The sequence below is a fragment of the Streptomyces sp. NPDC059875 genome, from assembly GCF_042731085.1.
In the GTDB taxonomy this organism is placed as follows: Bacteria; Actinomycetota; Actinomycetes; order Streptomycetales; family Streptomycetaceae; genus Streptomyces.
Genome location: NZ_JBHWJZ010000007.1, coordinates 79,584 through 98,025 on the forward strand (window position 1 = coordinate 79,584; position 18,442 = coordinate 98,025).

An 18,442-nucleotide genomic window follows, 5' to 3' on the forward strand; every position below is an offset into this window, starting at 1 on the left:
CCGGCCTCGCCCGCGCGCCGCCGGACCCTACGGTGTTCCCGGCCGTGGGGACGCCCGACCGGATTCGCGTTCATGTCCTGTACCGCGCCCCCACGTGTCGTCGACACGTCCCCGTCCCCTCACCCACTGATCTTGGGCTCGCTCGGACCACCGTCCCCCGGAATCCATCAGAGGTGCTCAGACCCATGACGGAACTCAATCGGCGTCGCTTCCTGCAGGTGGCAGGCGCCACCGCAGGCTTCGCCGCTCTCGGCAGCAGCATCGCCCGGGCCGCCGCCATTCCCGCCGCTCGCGCGTCCGGGACCCTCGCCGACGTCGAGCACATCGTCGTGCTGATGCAGGAGAACCGATCCTTCGACCACTACTTCGGCGCCATGAAAGGCGTCCGGGGCTTCGGTGACCCCCGCCCGGTCACCCTCCCCAGCGGCAAGTCGGTCTGGCACCAGCAGGACGGCAACAAGACCGTCCTGCCGTACCACCCCACGGCCGAGGACCTCGGCATGCAGTTCATTGCCGGGCTCAACCACGACTGGGCCGGCGGCCACAAGGCCTTCAACAACGGCAAGTACGACCAGTGGATCCCCGCCAAGTCCGCGGGCACGATGGCGTATCTGAACCGGAACGACATCCCGTTCCACTACGCGCTCGCCGACGCGTTCACCGTCTGCGACGCGTACCACTGCTCGTTCATCGGCGCCACGGACCCCAACCGCTACTACATGTGGACCGGCCACACCGGCAACGACGGCACCGGCGGCGGCCCCGTCCTCGGCAACGAGGAGGCCGGATACGACTGGACGACGTACCCCGAGCGGCTCGAGCAGGCCGGGATCTCCTGGAAGATCTACCAGGACATCGGCGACGGTCTGAACGCGGCCGGCCACTGGGGCTGGATCAACGACGCCTACCGCGGCAACTATGGCGACAACTCCCTGCTCTACTTCAACAAGTACCGCAACGCCCAGCCCGGCAACCCGCTCTACGACAAGGCCCGCACCGGCACGAACGCCAAGAACGGCGACGGGTTCTTCGACATCCTGCGGGCGGACGTCGCCGCGAACCGGCTCCCGCAGATCTCCTGGATCGCCGCCCCTGAGGCCTTCAGCGAGCACCCCAACTTCCCCGCGAACTACGGCGCCTGGTACATCTCCCAGGTCCTCGACGCGCTCACCTCCAACCCCGAGGTGTGGAGCAAGACGGCGCTGTTCATCACGTACGACGAGAACGACGGCTACTTCGACCACGTCGTCCCGCCCTACCCGCCGTCCTCGGCCGCCCAGGGGCTCTCCACCGTCGACACCTCCCTCGACCGGTTCTCCGGCAACGCCGGGTACGCGGCCGGCGTCTACGGTCTCGGCCAGCGCGTGCCGATGCTCGTGGTCTCGCCCTGGAGCAAGGGCGGTTACGTCTGCTCCGAGGTCTTCGACCACACCTCGATCATCCGGTTCATGGAGCGTCGCTTCGGCGTGCAGGAGCCGCAGATCTCGCCCTGGCGGCGCGCCATCTGCGGCGACCTGACCTCGGCCTTCGACTTCGGTCTCGAGGACACCGCGCCGCCGACGCTGCCGGACACCTCGGGCTACGAGCCGCCGGACAACGTCCGGCACCCCAGCTACGTACCGAAGCCGCCCGCCCAGCCCGTGCTGCCCGTGCAGGAGCGGGGCGCGCGCCCCACCCGGCCGACGCCGTACGAGCTGTTCGTCGACGGCACGGCCACCCCGTCGACGGGCCGCTTCACCCTCACCTTCGGTGCCGGGGCGAAGGCGGGGGCGTTCTTCCACGTCACCGCGCCGAACCGCACCGACGGTCCGTGGACGTACACCGCCGGGCCCGGCAAGACCCTGCCGGACACCTGGAACACCACGTACTCGAACGGGGTGTACGACCTCACCGTGCACGGCCCGCAGGGCTTCCTGCGGACCTTCCGGGGGCCGGGCAAGACCGCGGGACCCGAGGTGAAGGCCCGTCATGACGCCGTCGGCGGCACCCTGGTGCTCACGATGACGAACGCCGGCTCCGTCGACGTCACGCTCAAGGTCACCAACGCCCCCGCCTACGGCGGCGGCTCGCAGTCCGTCACGGTCGCCAAGGGCGCCACGGTGACGCACACCGTGCCGCTGAGCGGAAGCCGCCGCTGGTACGACGTGTCGGTCGTGTCCGACCGGGACACCACCTTCCTGCGCCGCTTCGCCGGCCATGTGGAGACCGGTGCCCCCGGCGTCAGCGACCCCGGCATCATCACCGCCTAGGGGACCGACGAGGCGGTGCGGCGGGTCGGGCGGTGCGGCGGGTCAGACGGTGACGACCCGCACGCCGGCGTCCGTCAACTCCCGCACCGCCTCTGCCGGGATGGCCGCGTCCGTCACCAGGACGTCCACCCGGTCGACGCCGCAGATCCGGGCGAAGGCGCGCCGGCCCAGCTTCGAGGCGTCGGCGACCACGACGACCCGGCTCGCCCGCTCGGCGAAGAGCCGGCTGATCCCCGCCTCGTCCTCGTGATGCGCCATGAGCCCCAGCCGCGGGTCGATGCCGTCGACACCGAGGACGACGACGTCGAGAACGACCTCGTCGAGCACCCCGGCGGCCAGCGGGCCCACCAGTTCATACGTCTGCGAGCGGGCCACGCCCCCGGAGACCACGATCTTGATCTGCGGGCGGACGGCGAGCTCGCCCGCGATGTTCAGCGCGTTGGTGACCACCGTCAGGGCCGGGGCGCCGGTCGTCTCCCGTGTGCCACCGCCCGCGAAGCGCAGCGCGAGGGCGCGGGCCACCTCGGTCGTCGTCGTCCCCCCGTTGAGACCCACGACCTCGCCCTCGTGGACGAGCTCCGCCACGGCCGCGGCGATGCGCTGCTTCTCCGCGGCGTGCCGGGAGGACTTGTAGCGCAACGGAAGCTCGTACGAGACCCCTTGCGGCACCGCCCCACCACGGGTGCGGACGAGGAGCCGCTGTTCGGCGAGCTCGTCCAGGTCCCGGCGGATCGTGGCCGGGGAGACGTCGAGCGTCGCCGCGGCGTCCTCGACCTCCAGCCTGCCGGTGGCGGCGAGCAGTTCGAGGAGCGTGTTCCACCGCTCGTGCTTCGACATGATCGCGATTTTAGCCGCCGTACGGGAAGGGGAGAGCTGGACCGAACGCGCCGACTGATGGATACTGCGCACAGAACAGATGCTCGAAGTTGCTTGAAAGTATGTTGTTACGAGCAGAAATGAGCATCACTCTCCAGTGAAGGAGCCGCACGTGCCCACCTCGGGACTCTCCCCCTCCCGCACCGCCGCCGAAATCGCCTCCCAGCCCGCCTCCTGGCGCAAGGCCGCCGAGACCCTGCCCCAGCACCGTGCGGCCCTCCCGGCGCGCGGGGAACGCGTCGCGGTGATCGGCTGCGGTACCTCGTGGTTCATCGCCCAGGCCTACGCCCAGCTCCGCGAGAGCGGCGGCCACGGCGAGACCGACGCCTTCGCCGCCTCCGAGTTCCCGCTCGGCCGCCGCTACGACCGGATCCTGGCGATCACCCGCTCGGGCACCACCACCGAGGTCCTCGATCTGCTCACCCGCGTCAAGGGGACCGTCGCCACCGGCGCCCTCACCGCGGACCCGAAGACCCCCGTCATGGCAGCCGCCGACGCCGTCGCCGTCCTCGACTTCGCCGACGAGGAGTCGGTGGTGCAGACCCGCTTCGCCACCACCGCCCTCGCCCTGCTCCGCGCCCACCTGGAGGCCGAGGACGCCCTTCCGGCCGGCCTGCGCACGGTGGAGCGGGCGGCCAAGGACGCCGAGCGGGCCGTCGCCGAACCCCTCGCCGCCGAGATCACCGGCGCCGAGCAGTACACCTTCCTGGGCACCGGCTGGACCTACGGCCTCGCCCTCGAAGCCGGACTGAAGATGCGCGAGGCCGCGGGCGCCTGGACCGAGGCGTACCCCGCCATGGAGTACCGGCACGGCCCCATCAGCATCACCGCGCCCGGCCGGGTGGCCTGGTCGCTCGGCCCCGTTCCCACCGGCCTCGCCGACGACGTCGCCCGCGTCGGCGGCACCCTCGTCGCGGAGTCGAGCGGCGCCGACGACGCGCTCGACCCGATGGCCGACCTCATCCGCGCGCAGCGACTCGCGGTCCTGCTCGCCGAGGCCCAGGGCCAGGACCCCGACCGGCCGCGCAACCTCACCCGGTCCGTCGTCCTCTCGACCGACGCGACGGAGCAGAGCTGATGCCGCTCGCCACCACCGACGCGATCGTCCTCGGCGCGCGCGAGCGGAACGCCGGCGCCGGGGCCTTCAACGTGATCCAGATCGAGCACGCGCAGGCCATCGTCGCCGGGGCCGAGGCCGCGGGACTGCCCGTGATCCTCCAGATCAGCGAGAACACGGCGCGCTACCACGGCGCGCTGGAACCCATCGGGCTCGCCACCCTCGCCATCGCCCGCAGCGCAGCCGTCCCCGTCTCCGTCCACCTCGACCACGCCGAGTCGCCCGAACTCGTGCGCGAGGCCGTCGCCCTCGGCTTCTGCTCCGTCATGTTCGACGCGTCCACCCTCCCGTACGCGGAGAACATCGCCGCCACCCGCGAGATCACGGACTACTGCCACCGCCACGACGTCTGGGTGGAGGCCGAACTCGGCGAGGTGGGCGGCAAGGACGGCGCCCACGCCCCCGGGGTGCGCACCGACCCGGACGAGGCACGGGAGTTCGTCGCCGCCACCTCCGTCGACGCCCTCGCCGTGGCCGTCGGTAGCTCCCACGCGATGCTCACCCGGGACGCCGTCCTCGACCTCGACCTCGTCTCCCGGCTGCGCGAGGCCGTCGGCGTACCCCTCGTGCTGCACGGCTCGTCCGGGGTCGGCGACGTGGACCTCAGCCGCGCCGTGAACGCCGGCATGACGAAGGTGAACGTCTCGACCCACCTGAACAAGGCGTTCACCGGGGCCGTCCGGACCCACCTGGGGGAGAACGGTTCGACCGTCGACCCGCGCCGGTATCTCGGCCCGGCGCGCACCGCCGTCGCCGAGGCCGTCACTCACCTGCTCCGGGTGCTGGCGGCCGACGCGCCCCTCGCCGACGCGCCGCTCATTCGCACGTGACGCGGTCGCGCGGGGTGTAGTGCGTACGGAAGGTCTCCCGGCCGACCTCCGCCCCGCCGTCGCGGAAGACGCGGTCCACGGTGATGTCGAAGCCCTCGAGCGGGGGCTGCGGCTCGCACTTGGGGCCGGTGCCCTTCCGCTCGGCGGGCTCGGTGAGGTTGGTCCGGGGACCCTCCTCCGCCTCCACGACGTCGTACTTCTTCGTGCCCAGGAAACTCACGGTCACCGAGGAGTCCGTGGAACTCGCCCGGATGTAGATCGCCGCGTCGGAGTTGTTGCGGAACTTCAGGTCGAGCGTGCCCCAGGCCACGGTCGCCTCCCGGCCCGGCGGGTACCGCTCGATGTAGAAGGAGTGCGCCCCGTACTCGACCGGCTTGACCCCCGCGAAGAAGATCGCGTTGAAGACGGTGGTGGCGACGGCGGAGACACCGCCGCCGGGCGCCGAGTGGTACTGCCCGTCCAGGATCATCGTGCCGTCGACGAAACCGTTCGCCTTGGTGCGCTCGCCGACGGTCTTGTTGAAGCTCCAGACCTCGCCGGGCTTCACCAGTGAGCCGTTGATCAGCTCGACCGCGCGGCCGATGTTGGTCGTCCGGTAGGGCGCCGTGGGGAAGTTGACCGTGAAGGTCGACATCTGCTCCTTGATCCCCATCTCCGCCACCGACTTCCGGGTGAGGACCGGCTGGATCAGCTGCGTGGCCACGGGCCCGGTGCGCGCGGCCTCGCCCTTCTTCGGCAGCAGCGGGAGCACCGCGTCGCCCAGGGCATCGGCGGACACCTCGTGACCCGCGCGGCCGTCCGACAACACCACCACCCGGCCGTCCTCCACACCCAGTTCCGCCTCGACCGGCCCGGTGGCGATCTCGTCGAGCGGCCGCGCCACCGCCGGGTCGCGGATCAGCCCCTGCGCGTTCAGCGTGGGGACGAGCCGGCCCTTGTCGTCCGCCTTCACCGTCAGATGGTTTCCGAGCGTCGTCGCGGTGATCCGCAGGCTCTCGCCGTCGACGGTGAGCGTGACGGGTCCGGACATCGCCGGCGTTCCGAACTCGTTGAGGAAGCGCGCGGTCTCGGTCTCGCCCACCTTGGGCCGGGAGACGGCGGTCGGCAGCGCGACCGGGTACCTCGCCACGGGCTCCGGATAGTTGGCGCGCAGCGTGTCGACGGCGCCGTCGACGTCCAGCTTCTGTCCGTCACGGGCCTGGACGGTGACCGCCTGGCCGTTCTTGAAGGAGACGGCCCCCTCGACGGTCGCGCGGTCGTACGTCCGGGCCGTCTCGCCCATCGCCGCCCGGGCCTTCGTCTCGTCGAAGGCGACGACGGGTTCGACGTCCCCCTCCCCGTCGGAGAACAACCGCCCGATCACGGTCACCGGGTCGCGGGCGGGGTCGGCGGCCTGCTCGACGGTCTTCTCGACGTCGACGCTCAGGCCGGCCGTGGCGGGGTCGACGGTGCCGGTGCTCTCACCGATCCGCACCGGTACGGGGGCGGTCCAGGACGCCGGCGCCGAGGACGTCAGCTTCGCGCGTGCCTCGTCGCGGCTCATGCCGCCGATGTCCACCCCGTCGACCCGGGTGCCCTCCGCTATCTCGTCGCCGTCGGCGACGAGCCCCGCCACGTACAGTCCGCCCACGGCGAGGAGGGCCACTCCGGCCGCCGACAGCGCGATGCGTATTCGCCGACTGCGAGAGGACGACGGCGTGGCGTCGTCCTCGTGACTGGAGTCGCGCACACAGCCTCCCGGTGCGGTCGGGGTACCCGAGATCCACCGGCGACGTTACGCCGAGCGGGTGCCTCACGCATGTCGGAAGGTCCTGACCTGGTCTTATTTCAAGTCCTCCGTCGGGTCCGCGAGCGCGTTCGAGCGCGCCACCCGCGCGTACCAGTGGGCGCTCGACTTGGGGGTACGGGCGAGTGATGTGTAGTCGACATGGATCGCGCCGAACCGCTTCGCGTAGCCGTACGCCCACTCGAAGTTGTCCATGAGCGACCAGAGGAAGTAGCCGCGGACGTCGGCTCCGTCGGCGATCGCCCGGTGGACGGCCGCCAGATGGGCGTGTACGTAAGCGATCCGGTGGGGGTCGTGGACGGTGCCGTCGCCTCGGACCTCGTCCTCGTATGCGGCGCCGTTCTCGGTGACGAGCAGCGGCAGGTCGGGGTACCGGGCGGAGACCCGGGTCAGCAGCTCGTGCAGTCCGTCCGGGTCCACCGCCCAGCCCATCGCGGTGCGTTCGCCGGGTGCCCGGTGGAAGGCCACGTCGTCCGCGCCCGGCCAGGGCGAGTGGTCGCTGGCGCCGTGACCGTCGTCCTGCGGCTTCGCCTCGCCCTCCGCGACCGCCGACACGACCGTCGGCGTGTAGTAGTTGATGCCGAGCGAGTCCAGCGGCTGCCGGATCGCCGCCGTGTCACCGTCCCGTACGAAGTCCCAGTCGGTGAGGGACGCGGTGTCGGCGAGGAGGTCCTCCGGGTACGCGCCGTCGAGCAGCGGCCCCAGGAAGACCCGGTTGCCGACCGCGTCGATCCGGCGGGCCGCCTCCCGGTCCTCGGCCGAGGGGGTGAGCGGCCGGATCTCGTGCAGATTGAGGCTGATGGAGAGCCGGGCCCGGCCGGGGAGCGCCGCGTGCAGGGCCTGGGCGGCGAGACCGTGGCCCAGGTTGAGATGGTGGGCGGCGCGCAGGGCGGCCACCGGGTCGGTGCGACCGGGCGCGTGGACGCCGGAGCCGTAGCCGAGGAAGGCGCTGCACCAGGGCTCGTTGAGCGTCGTCCAGCGCGTGACCCGGTCGCCGAGCGCCTCGCCGACGAGCGCGGCGTACGCGCCGAACCGCTCGGCGGTGGACCGCTCGGGCCAGCCGCCAGCCGCCTCCAACTCCTGGGGCAGGTCCCAGTGGTAGAGGGTGACGACCGGCTCGATACCGGCGCCGAGCAGCTCGTCGACCAGGCGGCGGTAGAAGTCCAGACCCTTCTGGACGGCCGGGCCGCGGCCGGTGGGCTGCGCCCGTGGCCACGACACGGAGAACCGGTAGGCGCTCAGGCCCAGCTCGGCCATCATGCGGACGTCGTCACGGAAGCGGTGGTAGTGGTCGACCGCCACATCGCCGGTGTGGCCCTCGAAGACCCTCCCGGGGGTGTGCGAGAAGGTGTCCCAGATCGACGGGGTACGGCCGTCCTCGGCCGCGGCGCCCTCGATCTGGTACGCGGCGGTGGCGGCGCCCCACAGGAAGCCGGCCGGAAACTCTCGGACCGTGGTGAGCGGTCGGGGATCTGTCGCGGTCATACGGAAGTGCTCCCGGGTGAGAGGGACGAACGACGGAAGGACGGGATCGGGCGCCGGTCAGCTCTTGACCGCGCCTGCGGTGATGCCGCCCACGATGTGCTTGCCGAGCACGGCGAAGACCAGCAGCAGCGGCAGTGTGGAGATCAGCGCGCCGGTCAGCACGATCGACTGGTCGACGGTGTGGTTGCCCGCGCCGAGACCGGCCAGGGCGACCTGGAGGGTCGGGTTCCCGTCCGGGGTCAGCGCGATGAACGGCCAGAAGAAGTCGTTCCAGGCCTGCACGAAGACGAGCATCCCGAGCACCGCCATCGCGGGCCTCGCCACCGGGAACACGACGTGCCAGATGACGCGGAGGCTGTGCGCGCCGTCCATGCGTGCCGCTTCCACCAGCTCCACCGGCAGCGCCTCGATCAGGAACTGCCGCATGAAGAACACCCCGAACGCGGCGACCAGGGACGGCAGGACGACCGACTGCAGCTGGTCGACCCAGCCCAGGTCGGTGATGATCCGGTACAGCGGGATCACACTGAGCTGCGGCGGGATCGTCATCGTCGCCACCACGAGCGTGAGCATGGCGCCCCGTCCCTTGAACGGCAGCTTGGCGAAGGCGAAACCCGCGAGCGTGGAGAACAGGACGGTCGACAGCGCCACGAGCCCCGCCACGACGGTGGTGTTGATCAGCGCCTCGCCCATGTCCACCTGGTTCCAGGCGAAGGTGAGGTTGTCGAAGAGCCGGGGGCCGGGCAGCAACGGGGCGGGGGCCTCGACCACGCGCTCGCCCGAGTGGGAGGCGGCGACCAGGTTCCAGTACAGCGGGAAGAGCGAGAACAGCGCGGCCAGGCCCAGCAGGACGTAGGTCAGCGGGCCGGCGTGGTGCTGGCGGCCGGCCGACGGGCGCAGGCTTGTACGAACACGTGACATGAGGTCAGGCCCCCGGCTTCTTGCGGTTCGCCCGTGCGAGGAGCATGCGGAACGCCCCGATCAGGAGCAGGAGCAGCAACATCACCCAGGCGATGGCGGACGCCTGCCCCAGCGCGCCGGTCACCCAGCCCTTCTCGTACATCAGCAGGCTCAGCGTCTGGAACTGGTTCCCGCTGCCGCCGCTGACGCCGAGGCTGCCGCCGAAGATCATCGGCTCGCCGAACAGCTGGGTGGCTCCGATCGTCGAGACGACGATCGTGAACAGGATCGTCGGACGGATCGACGGGATCGTCACGCTGAGGAACTGGCGCCACCGCGAGGCGCCGTCGAGCGCCGCCGCCTCGTACAGGTCCTGCGGTACGGCCTGCATCGCGGCCAGGTAGATCAGCGCGTTGTAGCCGGTCCAGCGCCAGGTCACGATCGTCGAGATGGCGATCTGCGCCGGCCACCGGGAGGACTCCCAGTCCACCGGGTCGAAGCCGACCCAGCCGAGGAGGGTGTTGATGAGGCCGTAGTCGGTGTTGAAGAGCTGGGCGAACACCAGCGTCGCCGCCGCGATCGAGGTCGCGTACGGGGCGAGGACGGCGACCCGGAAGAAACCGCGGCCGCGCAGCTTGTAGTTGAGCAGATGGGCCAGGCCCAGGGCCATCAGCAGCTGAGGGACGGTGGACACGACGCCGATGGTGAAGGTGTTCGCGAGCGCGTTCCAGAAGAACTCGCTGTCCGCGAGGGCGGTGTAGTTGCCAAGCCCCTTCCACTCCGCTTCGCCGCCGAGCTCCACCCGGTGGAGCGAGAGCCAGCCCGTGTAGACCAGCGGGAAGAGCCCGAAGGCCGCGAAGGTGAGGAAGAACGGGGCGACGAAGGCGTACGGACTGAAGCGCAGGTCCCACCGGTACAGGCGGCTGCGCCAACCGGGGCGCGGGGGACCGGGGTTGTGGGGTTCCGGCGTGGGCGGGGCGGGCGGCGGGGAGCCGTCGGCCGCCGCCCGGAGGGAGGTGGCCACGGGGGCGTCCCTTCGGGGTCGGTGCGGAAGCGCGGCGCGCGGGGGCGTGGTCGGGCGGCCGCCCGGCGGGGGAGCGCCGGGCGGCTCGAGGAGCCCCCGCTACTGCTCGATCTTGTCGTCGATCAGCTTCTTGACGTTGTCCCACGCCTTCGCGGGATCGGTGCCGCGCTGCTCGATGTCGAGGATGCCGTTGTCGGTGAGGAAGGTCTTCACCTGGCCGTCCCAGCGGCTGATCGGGGCCGGCGTGATACCGGCCGCGGCCTCCGAGTAGATCTTGCCGACCGGGGTGTCGCCGAAGTACGGCAGCTTGGCCTCCAGCACCGCCGCGGAGGTCAGGGTGTCCTTGGACGGGGGGATGTTGCCGTTCACGCCGAAGACCTTGGCGTGCTGGGCGGGGGCGGTGAGCCAGGCGGCCAGCTCCGCGGCCTCCTTGGCGTGCTTGCCCGACTTGGGGACGGCGAGGAACGAGCCGCCCCAGTTGCCCGCCACCGGCGGCGCGGCGATGTCCCACTTGCCCTGGTTGGCCGCGCCCGCCTGGTCCTTGATGATGCCGGTCATCCAGCTCGGGCAGGCGACCGTGGCGAACTTGGCGTTCTTGAAGGCGGCGTTCCAGGTCCCCTTCTCGTCGAACTGGCGGAGCTTGGCGGTGATACCGGCCTGCGCCGCCGCGACGGCGGTCTCCCACGCCTTCTTCACACCGGGGCTGTTCTCGTAGTCCAGCTCGCCCTTGGTGTTCGCGTACTGCACCGGCTCGCTGGAGACGACCGCGTTGAACAGGCCGCTCGCGGAGTCGTGGAAGGCCGTTCCGGCGGGGGCGTTCTTCTGGTAGTTCTTGCCCGTCTCCAGGAACTTCGACCAGTCGCCCTGCCACAGCGCGGCGACCGCGGTGCGGTCGGTGGGCAGCTTGGCCTTGGCGAACAGATCCTTGTTGTAGCAGATGGCCATCGGGCCGATGTCGGTGCCGAGGGCGATGACCTTGCCGTCGGGGGTGGTGGCCTGCTTCACCTTCCAGTCGAGGTACGCGCCGAGGTCGGCGCCGCCCGTCGTACCGAGGTCGACCCACTTGTCCGCCATCGTGGGGCCGGTGGCCTCCGCGATGTAGCCGACCTCCAGGGCCTGGATGTCGGCGAGGCCGCTGTTGCGGGAGAGGCGCAGCTTGAGGGTGTCCCAGTACTTCTGGCCGTCGGCGACGTTCGACTCTTCGATCTTGATGTTGGGGTGCGTCTTCTCGTACTCGGAGTAGAGCTTGGCGCCGGTCTTGTCGTCGTAGCCGAAGGAGCCGTACGTGCCGATGCGCAGGGTGATCTTCCCGTCGCCGCCGGCCTCGTCGGACCCACCGTCGCCGCCGCAACCGGTGACCAGTGCGGCGCAGACCACGGCTCCGGCGACCGCGGCGCGTGCGGTCCGGCGTCTCTGTCTGCTGCGGCTCGTGCTGGAAGTGCGCATACGACTCTCCTCGTCCGGGGTGGTGCGATGCGTGCGACGACGGCGGAGCAGCCCATGCGTGGGAGCGCTCCCACCGCGTCTCGTCGGAAGACTGCTCGCTGGCTCGCAGGAGTGTCAAGAGGTGGGCCGGGATCCGTTACGCGGGCTGTGGGAGCGCTCCCACTGTTGATAGGGTCACGGGGACGCAGGGGACACGAGGGGAGACGGCAGATGGTGGTGAGCGGGCGCCAGACCGGCAGGCCCACCCTGGAAGAGGTCGCGGCCAGGGCGGGCGTCGGCCGGGGCACGGTCTCGCGGGTGATCAACGGTTCCCCGCGGGTGAGCGAGCAGGCCAAGGCCGCCGTCGACCGTGCCGTCGCCGAACTCGGCTACGTACCCAACCGGGCGGCGCGGGCCCTGGCGGGCAGTCGCACCGACGCCGTGGCGCTGGTGATCCCCGAGACCGAGGCCAGGCTCTTCGCCGAGCCGTACTTCCTCGACATCATCCGCGGTGTCAGTGCCGAACTCGCGGACGCCGACAAGCAGTTGCTGCTCACGCTGATCCGCAGCGACAAGGAGCGCCAGCGCTTCGAGCAGTACCTCGCCGCCCAGCGGGTGGACGGCGTGCTGCTGGTGTCGGTCCACGGCGACGACCCGCTGCCGGACCAGGTGCGGGCCCTCGGGCTGCCGGCCGTACTGAACGGCCGCCGTACCGAGGCCGAACCGGTGGCGTACGTCGACTCCGACAACGTCGGTGCCGGGCGCTCCGCCGTCGCCCACCTCGCCGGCCGGGGCCGCAGCCGGATCGCGACCATCACGGGCCCCCTCGACATGTACGTCGCCCGCTGCCGTCTCGACGGCTACCGCCGAGGCCTCGAGGAGGCCGGACTCGCCCCGGACGAATCGCTCGTCGCCACCGGCGACTTCACCGAGGACGGGGGGCGCCGGGCCATGCGGTCGCTCCTTGAGCGCGGTCCCGACCTCGACGCCGTCTTCGCCGCCTCCGACGTCATGGCGGCGGGCGCCCGCGCCGTCCTGCGCGCGGCGGGGCGCCGGGTCCCGCAGGACGTGGCCCTGGTCGGCGTCGACGACTCGGCGGTGGCCCGCCACATGGACCCGCCGCTGACCAGCGTGCGCCAGCCGATCGAGGAGATGGGGCGCACGATGGCCCGGCTGCTGCTCCAGGAGATCGCGGGGGCATCGGAGGAGCGGCACCACCGCGTCCTGCCGACGGAACTGGTCGTCCGCGACTCGTCCTGACGGCCCGTGCGCCCGCACTGACGCCCCGTTCCCCTCACGCTCCCGCGCGACGCCCCTTCGAGATGCACCACGCGTGCGATGTGCGGAGAATTGGTACACACAGGGTCCGTTCCGCCACCGGACGCCAAGCTGGCAAGAGGGCGGTCGACTATGCCGGTGCGACAGCACAACCGGGCGCCTTCCCGGCCCGGGACGCTGAGGCGCTGGACCCTGGTGTACGTGGTGGTCGTCTCAGGAGTCACGGCCGCCTATCTCGCGTTTCCCGACTGGCACACCCTTCTGTGGGCGCTGATCGGACTCGGCGGCGTCGCCGCCATCCTCACCGGCGTCCATCTCCACAAGCCGGCCAAGCGCTGGCCCTGGCTCGTGCTCGCGGGGGCCAACTTCACCTTCGTGGCGGGCGACACGGCGTACAACCTCCTGGAGAGCCTGTTCGGCCGGACCAACCCCTTCCCCTCCGTCGCGGACGCCCTGTACCTGGCCACGTACCCCCTTTTCGCCCTCGGGCTCTTCGGATTCATCCGCTACCGCGCCGCCGGGCGCGACCTCGCCGTGGCGCTCGACGCCCTCATCCTCACCTCAGGACTCGCGCTGCTCTCGTGGGTGAACCTGATCACCCCGCTCGCCAAGTCGCCCGACATGACGTGGATCGAGAAGGCGATCTCGATCGCCTATCCGCTCGGCGACGTGCTGATGCTCGCGATGCTCGCCCGCCTCCTCGTCCCCGGCGGGCTGAAGTCCCGGGCGGTGCAACTGCTCACCGTGGGGACCTGCGGAATCCTGGCCTCCGACGTCATCTACGGAACGCTCCAGCTGAAGGGCACCTGGCACGTCGGAACCGGCTGGGACCTCGGCTGGGTCATCTTCTTCACCGCCTGGGGTCTCGCGGCCCTGCACCCCTCCATGACCGGGCTGACCGAGCGCGCGCCCCAGCCGACGCCCGTCAACGCCGAACGGCGCCTCGCCCTGCTCGCGGCGGCCTCGCTCGTCGCCCCCGCCCTGCTGCTCCACCAGTCCCTGCGCAACGACCGCGAACAGGACATCGCCGTCATCGCGGTCTTCTCCGCGATCATGTTCCTGCTCGTCCTCACGCGCCTGTGGGGCATGATGGCCGAACATCGCAACGCCGAGGCCCGCGAACGCAGTCTGCGCGTGGCCGCCGCGTCCCTCGTGGCCTCGCTGAGCCCCCGCGAGGTCGCCGGCGCGGTGGAAGTGGCCGCCGCGACGCTCGTCGGACCGGGCACACCCCACAGGACGATGCTCCTGGCCCGGGACCGCCGGGGCTCCCTGTACGCCGTCCCGACCGGGCACCTGCCCTGGAACTTCCGGGGCACCGAGCTCTCCGGCCCCGGCAGCGCCCCGTGGCCCGAACTCCTCGCCCAGGGCAGCCGGCTCGTCCCCACCGACGAGCTCGACCCCACGGTCGCGCACGCCCTCGGACCCCTCTCGCACGCACTGCTGTGCCCGGTGGCCCTGCAGGCGCCCGCCGCGGGCGAGTCGATGCTGGGCGTCCTGCTGCTCGCGGGTCCCGAGAAGAAGCTCCACGGGATATCCGGACCCGCGCAGTCCCTGGCTTCCCAGGCGGCCCTGGCCCTGGAGCGCTTCGGGCTCAGCGAGGAGGTCAACCGGCGCACCAGCGAGGCGTACTTCCGCACCCTGGTGCACAACACCTCGGACGTCATCCTCATCGTCGACGACGACGACACCGTGCGGTACGCCAGCCCCTCGGCCGAGTCGATGTTCGGCCACCCCCTGCTGCCCGGCACCCCCCTCGTCGAGATCCTGGCCCCGGGCGACGCCGCGAGCGCGCTGCGCATCCTGGCCGACGTGCGCTCGCGCGACGACCTCGACGCCCGGGACGACTGGAAGCTGCTGGGCGGCGACTCCACCGACCTGCACGTCGAGATCCGGTGCAGCAACCTCCGCAACGAGCAGACCGTCCACGGCCTCGTGCTGACCCTGCGCGACGTGACGGAGCAGCGGAAGCTCGAGCGTGAGCTCACCCACCGGGCGTTCCACGACTCACTCACCGGGCTTCCCAACCGTGTCCTGCTGCTCGAACGGATCGAGCGCGCCCTGCTGCGCGGCCGCCGGGAGTCCACCCTGACCTGCATGCTCTTCGTCGACCTGGACGACTTCAAGGTCGTCAACGACACCATGGGGCACTCGGTCGGCGACGAACTGCTCGTCGCCGTGGCCCGCCGGCTGACCTCCGTGCTGCGGCTGAGCGACACCGCCGCCCGCCTGGGCGGAGACGAGTTCGCCGTGCTCATCGAGGGCGCCAAGGAGCCCGCCGACGCGGAAGCGCTCGCGGCCCACATCGTGCAGACCCTCAGCCAGCCCTTCCACCTGACCGACGGCGCCGTCTCCGTGTCGACCAGCGTGGGGGTCGCCACCGTCCTGGACAGCGCCCACGCCGAGGAGCTGCTCGGCCACGCCGACCTCGCCCTCTACGCGGCCAAGGCGGCGGGCAAGAAGCGCTGGCGGCGGTTCCGGCCCGAGCTGCACTCCCGGCTGGTCGCCCGACACGAACTCCAGGAGGGCATGGACACGGCCATCGCCGAACACGCCTTCGCCCTGCGGTACCAGCCGATCGTCGAGGTCGCCGACGGAGCCGTCGCCGGTTTCGAGGCGTTGATCCGCTGGCCGCACGCGCGGCGGGGCATGGTCCCGCCGGACCAGTTCATCACCCTGGCCGAGGAGAGCGGGCACATCATGCCGCTCGGCGCCTGGGTGCTCGAACACGCGGCGCTCGACGTGGCCCGCTGGCAGCGGGCCCGCCCCGGCCGACAGTCGCCCCTGTACGCCAGTGTCAACGTGTCCCCGCGCCAGTTCCGCGACCCGGGGCTCCTCGACGAGGTGCGCCGCACGCTCGCCTCCTCCGGGCTCGCGCCCGGCTCCCTGGTCCTCGAACTGACCGAGACCGTGCTGACCCGCAAGGACGAGCAGATCCGCACCACCATGCGCGCCCTCAAGGACCTCGGCGTGTCCCTCGCGATCGACGACTTCGGCACCGGGTTCTCCTCGCTCAGCTATCTGCGCGAGTTCCCCATCGACGTCCTCAAGGTCGACAAGTCGTTCATCGACGACATCACCACCGACCGCCAGCAGGTGGCGCTCGTCGAGGGCATCGTGCGCATCGCCGACGTGCTCGGGCTGCGGGTGGTCGCCGAGGGCATCGAGAACGAGGGGCAGCGCGAACTCCTCGCCGACATGGGCTGCCAGTACGGCCAGGGCTATCTCTTCGCCCGGCCCATGACCGCCCACCAGGCCGAGTCCTTCCTGCGCCGCGCCCAGGGCAGGGCCGACGCCGCCGCGGCCGTGCGGGCGGAGCCCGGGACGCCGGGCGGCAGGCTGCCCACCCGCCTCGGGGCCGGTACCGCGGCCCGGCAGACGGCCGCCCGGCGGGCCGTCGGAAGCCGGCGGGGCGGGCCCGTCCAGCGCGACCTACGATGGCGCGACCTGGAGCGCCTGAAGCGGACCAGCCCGATGTGCGACGCCGTCATCGACCAGATCGACGGACGCAAGCTCCGCGTCGAGAAGCAGTGGCTCGTCGACTTCGCCTCCTGCAACTACCTCGGCTTCGACCTCGACCCGGAGATCATGGCCGCCATCGGCCCGCACGTCAGAAGCTGGGGAACCCATCCCAGCTGGTCGCGCCTGATCGGGAGCCCCCGCCTCTACCCCCGGATCGAGGAGCGGCTGACCGAACTCCTCGGCGCACCGGACACCTTGCTGCTGCCGACCGTCACCCTGATCCACCAGTCGGTGATCCCGCTCCTCGCGGGCACCGGCAGGGTCTTCGTCGAGGCCCAGGCCCACCGCACCGTGTACGACGGGTGCGTGGTGGCGCGCGGCCAGGGCGCGACGGTGAAGCGCTTCCACGCCGACAGCCCCTGGGAGCTGGACATGCAACTGCGGGCCGTACCCGGCGACGTGAGCCGCCTGGTCTGCATGGACGGCGTCAACAGCATGACCGGCAACTACCCGGACCTCCGGGAGATCGCCAGGATCTGCCGCGAGAACGGCGCGCTGCTGTACGTGGACGACGCGCACGGGTTCGGCGTGATCGGCGAACGCGGCCCCGGTGAAAGCTCCCCCTGGGGCTCCCGGGGCAACAGCATCGTCCGTCATCTCGGCGAGTCCTACGACAGCCTGGTGCTCGTCGGCGGCTTCTCCAAGGCGTACTCCTCGCTCCTCGCCTTCCTCGCCGTGCCCCGCCGGCTCAAGGACCATCTCAAGGTCGCGGCGGCCCCCTACCTCTACTCCGGCCCCTCCCCGACGGCCTCGCTCGCGACGGCGCTCGCGGGCCTCGACGTCAACGCGGAGCGGGGCGACGCGATCCGCGCCGACCTCCACCGCAAGACGGACCGGGTCCTGCGCCACGTACGGGGCCTGGACATCGCCACCCCGAACACCGACGGACTCCCGATCATCGGGATCCCGCTCGCCGAAGCGCTCGACCTCGAAGCGGTCGCCGCGTTCCTGTGGGGCCGGGGCATCTACGTCACGCTGGCGAGCTATCCGCTCGTCCCGCGCGACCGGGTGGGCTTCCGCATCCAGGTCACCGCCGCCAACACCGACGAGGAGATCGACCAGCTCAACGCGGCGCTGACCGACCTGTCCCACTACTTCGCGCTGCAGCGGCCCGCGGAGCCGCACGCCGGCGGCGTCGCGGCCGGACACCCCTCGTCGGATCCCTGATGAACCGGGCGGGCCGCCGCGGAGGGGTGCGGCGCAACCGCGACGCGGACTGGAACGCCTGGCCCGTCGCGGACTACCTCTCCGAGAACTACCGGCAACTGCACCCGTACGACATCGGCGTGATCTGCCACCACTCCGCCTTCTACCGGCACTTCGAGCCCGGCAGCATCGGGCGTTCCCTGGAGTTCGGCGCCGGACCCAACCTCTACCCGCTCATGCTGGCAGCGGCGGCCAGCCGGCACATCGACGCGCTCGAACCCAGCACCGCCAACATCCGCTACCTCCGGGACCAGCTGACCCGCGGACCCGACGACAGCTGGGAAGCCTTCTACACCCTCTGCCGCGAGCTCGACCCGGGCCTTCCCGACACGCCCGCCGACGCCCTCGCCCGGGTGCGGATCGTGCCCGGCGACGCCGCCGACATCCCCGAAGGGGCGTACGACCTCGCCTCGATGAACTTCGTCGCCGAGAGCGTCACCGAGGACTTCGCCGAGGTCACCGCCTTGTGCGGAGCCTTCGTCCGCTCGGTGCGTCCGGGCGGGCGCCTCGTCGCCTCCTTCATGGAACGGATGCCGAGCTACCGCATCGGTACCGGACCCCCGTGGCCGGCCTGCCCGGTGGACGCGGACGCCCTCCGCTCCGTCTTCGCCCCGCTGACCGAGGAGCTGCGGATCCGCCGGCTGGCGAAGGACCGCACCCTGCCCGAGTACGGCGACACCGGGGTGCTCCTGCTGACGGCCGGACGAAGGGAGGACCGGCCGTGACCGGGTGCGGCTCCCGTCGCGT

The 18,442-nt window shown here is 71.5% G+C and carries 12 protein-coding genes; 6 read left to right on the forward strand and 6 right to left on the reverse strand.

The genetic code is table 11. From position 1 onward, the window contains the following. The first annotated feature begins 185 nt into the window (after positions 1-185). Positions 186-2,249, forward strand: coding sequence for a phosphocholine-specific phospholipase C (locus ACFV9D_RS10940; protein ID WP_385143959.1), 2,064 nt, complete (start codon positions 186-188; stop codon positions 2,247-2,249). A 42-nt stretch (positions 2,250-2,291) separates the two neighbouring features. Here the strand turns inward: ACFV9D_RS10940 and ACFV9D_RS10945 are convergent, their stop codons facing one another. Further along, positions 2,292-3,086 (reverse strand): DeoR/GlpR family DNA-binding transcription regulator, encoded by a 795-nt coding sequence (locus ACFV9D_RS10945; RefSeq protein ID WP_385143961.1) that lies wholly within the window; start codon positions 3,084-3,086, stop codon positions 2,292-2,294. A gap of 151 nt (positions 3,087-3,237) precedes the next feature. Here ACFV9D_RS10945 and ACFV9D_RS10950 point away from each other — a divergent pair, with 151 nt between their 5' ends. Both ACFV9D_RS10950 and ACFV9D_RS10955 read left to right on the forward strand, forming a co-directional pair. Beyond that, a complete protein-coding gene (locus ACFV9D_RS10950) occupies positions 3,238-4,203 on the forward strand; it encodes an SIS domain-containing protein (RefSeq protein WP_385143963.1) in 966 nt (321 codons plus the stop codon). Further along, complete coding sequence (locus ACFV9D_RS10955) at positions 4,203-5,072, forward strand: ketose-bisphosphate aldolase (protein WP_385143965.1); 870 nt, start codon at positions 4,203-4,205, stop codon at positions 5,070-5,072. Before ACFV9D_RS10950 ends, ACFV9D_RS10955 begins: the two co-directional genes overlap by 1 nt. Here the strand turns inward: ACFV9D_RS10955 and ACFV9D_RS10960 are convergent. The 5 genes from ACFV9D_RS10960 to ACFV9D_RS10980 all read right to left on the reverse strand — a co-directional run bounded on the left by ACFV9D_RS10960 (position 5,059) and on the right by ACFV9D_RS10980 (position 11,713). Then, on the reverse strand, positions 5,059-6,801 hold the full coding sequence (locus ACFV9D_RS10960) for a VanW family protein (protein ID WP_385143967.1): 1,743 nt from the start codon (positions 6,799-6,801) through the stop codon (positions 5,059-5,061). The genes ACFV9D_RS10955 and ACFV9D_RS10960 overlap by 14 nt on opposite strands. Positions 6,802-6,894: 93 nt before the next feature. Then, complete coding sequence (locus ACFV9D_RS10965; RefSeq protein WP_385143969.1) at positions 6,895-8,343, reverse strand: GH1 family beta-glucosidase; 1,449 nt, start codon at positions 8,341-8,343, stop codon at positions 6,895-6,897. A gap of 57 nt (positions 8,344-8,400) precedes the next feature. Beyond that, positions 8,401-9,264, reverse strand: coding sequence for a carbohydrate ABC transporter permease (locus tag ACFV9D_RS10970; protein ID WP_385143971.1), 864 nt, complete (start codon positions 9,262-9,264; stop codon positions 8,401-8,403). A 4-nt stretch (positions 9,265-9,268) separates the two neighbouring features. Next, positions 9,269-10,267 (reverse strand): carbohydrate ABC transporter permease, encoded by a 999-nt coding sequence (locus ACFV9D_RS10975; RefSeq protein ID WP_385143973.1) that lies wholly within the window; start codon positions 10,265-10,267, stop codon positions 9,269-9,271. 99 nt (positions 10,268-10,366) lie between these two features. Beyond that, positions 10,367-11,713, reverse strand: coding sequence for an ABC transporter substrate-binding protein (locus ACFV9D_RS10980; protein WP_385143975.1), 1,347 nt, complete (start codon positions 11,711-11,713; stop codon positions 10,367-10,369). Positions 11,714-11,923: 210 nt separating this feature from the next. Here ACFV9D_RS10980 and ACFV9D_RS10985 point away from each other — a divergent pair, with 210 nt between their 5' ends. The 3 genes from ACFV9D_RS10985 to ACFV9D_RS10995 all read left to right on the forward strand — a co-directional run bounded on the left by ACFV9D_RS10985 (position 11,924) and on the right by ACFV9D_RS10995 (position 18,420). After that, on the forward strand, positions 11,924-12,952 hold the full coding sequence (locus ACFV9D_RS10985; RefSeq protein WP_385143977.1) for a LacI family DNA-binding transcriptional regulator: 1,029 nt from the start codon (positions 11,924-11,926) through the stop codon (positions 12,950-12,952). Between the two features lie 156 nt (positions 12,953-13,108). Beyond that, complete coding sequence (locus ACFV9D_RS10990) at positions 13,109-17,656, forward strand: aminotransferase class I/II-fold pyridoxal phosphate-dependent enzyme (RefSeq protein ID WP_385143979.1); 4,548 nt, start codon at positions 13,109-13,111, stop codon at positions 17,654-17,656. Continuing rightward, complete coding sequence (locus ACFV9D_RS10995) at positions 17,656-18,420, forward strand: class I SAM-dependent methyltransferase (protein ID WP_385143981.1); 765 nt, start codon at positions 17,656-17,658, stop codon at positions 18,418-18,420. The genes ACFV9D_RS10990 and ACFV9D_RS10995 overlap by 1 nt, the downstream gene beginning before the upstream one ends. Positions 18,421-18,442: the final 22 nt, after the last annotated feature.

Bases quoted from the DNA above. Each gene is read 5' to 3' on its own strand.
- ACFV9D_RS10940 (WP_385143959.1), top strand. From the start codon at position 186: ATGACGGAACTCAATCGGCGTCGCTTCCTGCAGGTGGCAGGCGCCACC.
- ACFV9D_RS10945 (WP_385143961.1), bottom strand. From the start codon at position 3,086: ATGTCGAAGCACGAGCGGTGGAACACGCTCCTCGAACTGCTCGCCGCC.
- ACFV9D_RS10955 (WP_385143965.1), top strand. From the start codon at position 4,203: ATGCCGCTCGCCACCACCGACGCGATCGTCCTCGGCGCGCGCGAGCGG.
- ACFV9D_RS10965 (WP_385143969.1), bottom strand. From the start codon at position 8,343: ATGACCGCGACAGATCCCCGACCGCTCACCACGGTCCGAGAGTTTCCG.
- ACFV9D_RS10970 (WP_385143971.1), bottom strand. From the start codon at position 9,264: ATGTCACGTGTTCGTACAAGCCTGCGCCCGTCGGCCGGCCGCCAGCAC.
- ACFV9D_RS10980 (WP_385143975.1), bottom strand. From the start codon at position 11,713: ATGCGCACTTCCAGCACGAGCCGCAGCAGACAGAGACGCCGGACCGCA.
- ACFV9D_RS10985 (WP_385143977.1), top strand. From the start codon at position 11,924: ATGGTGGTGAGCGGGCGCCAGACCGGCAGGCCCACCCTGGAAGAGGTC.
- ACFV9D_RS10995 (WP_385143981.1), top strand. From the start codon at position 17,656: ATGAACCGGGCGGGCCGCCGCGGAGGGGTGCGGCGCAACCGCGACGCG.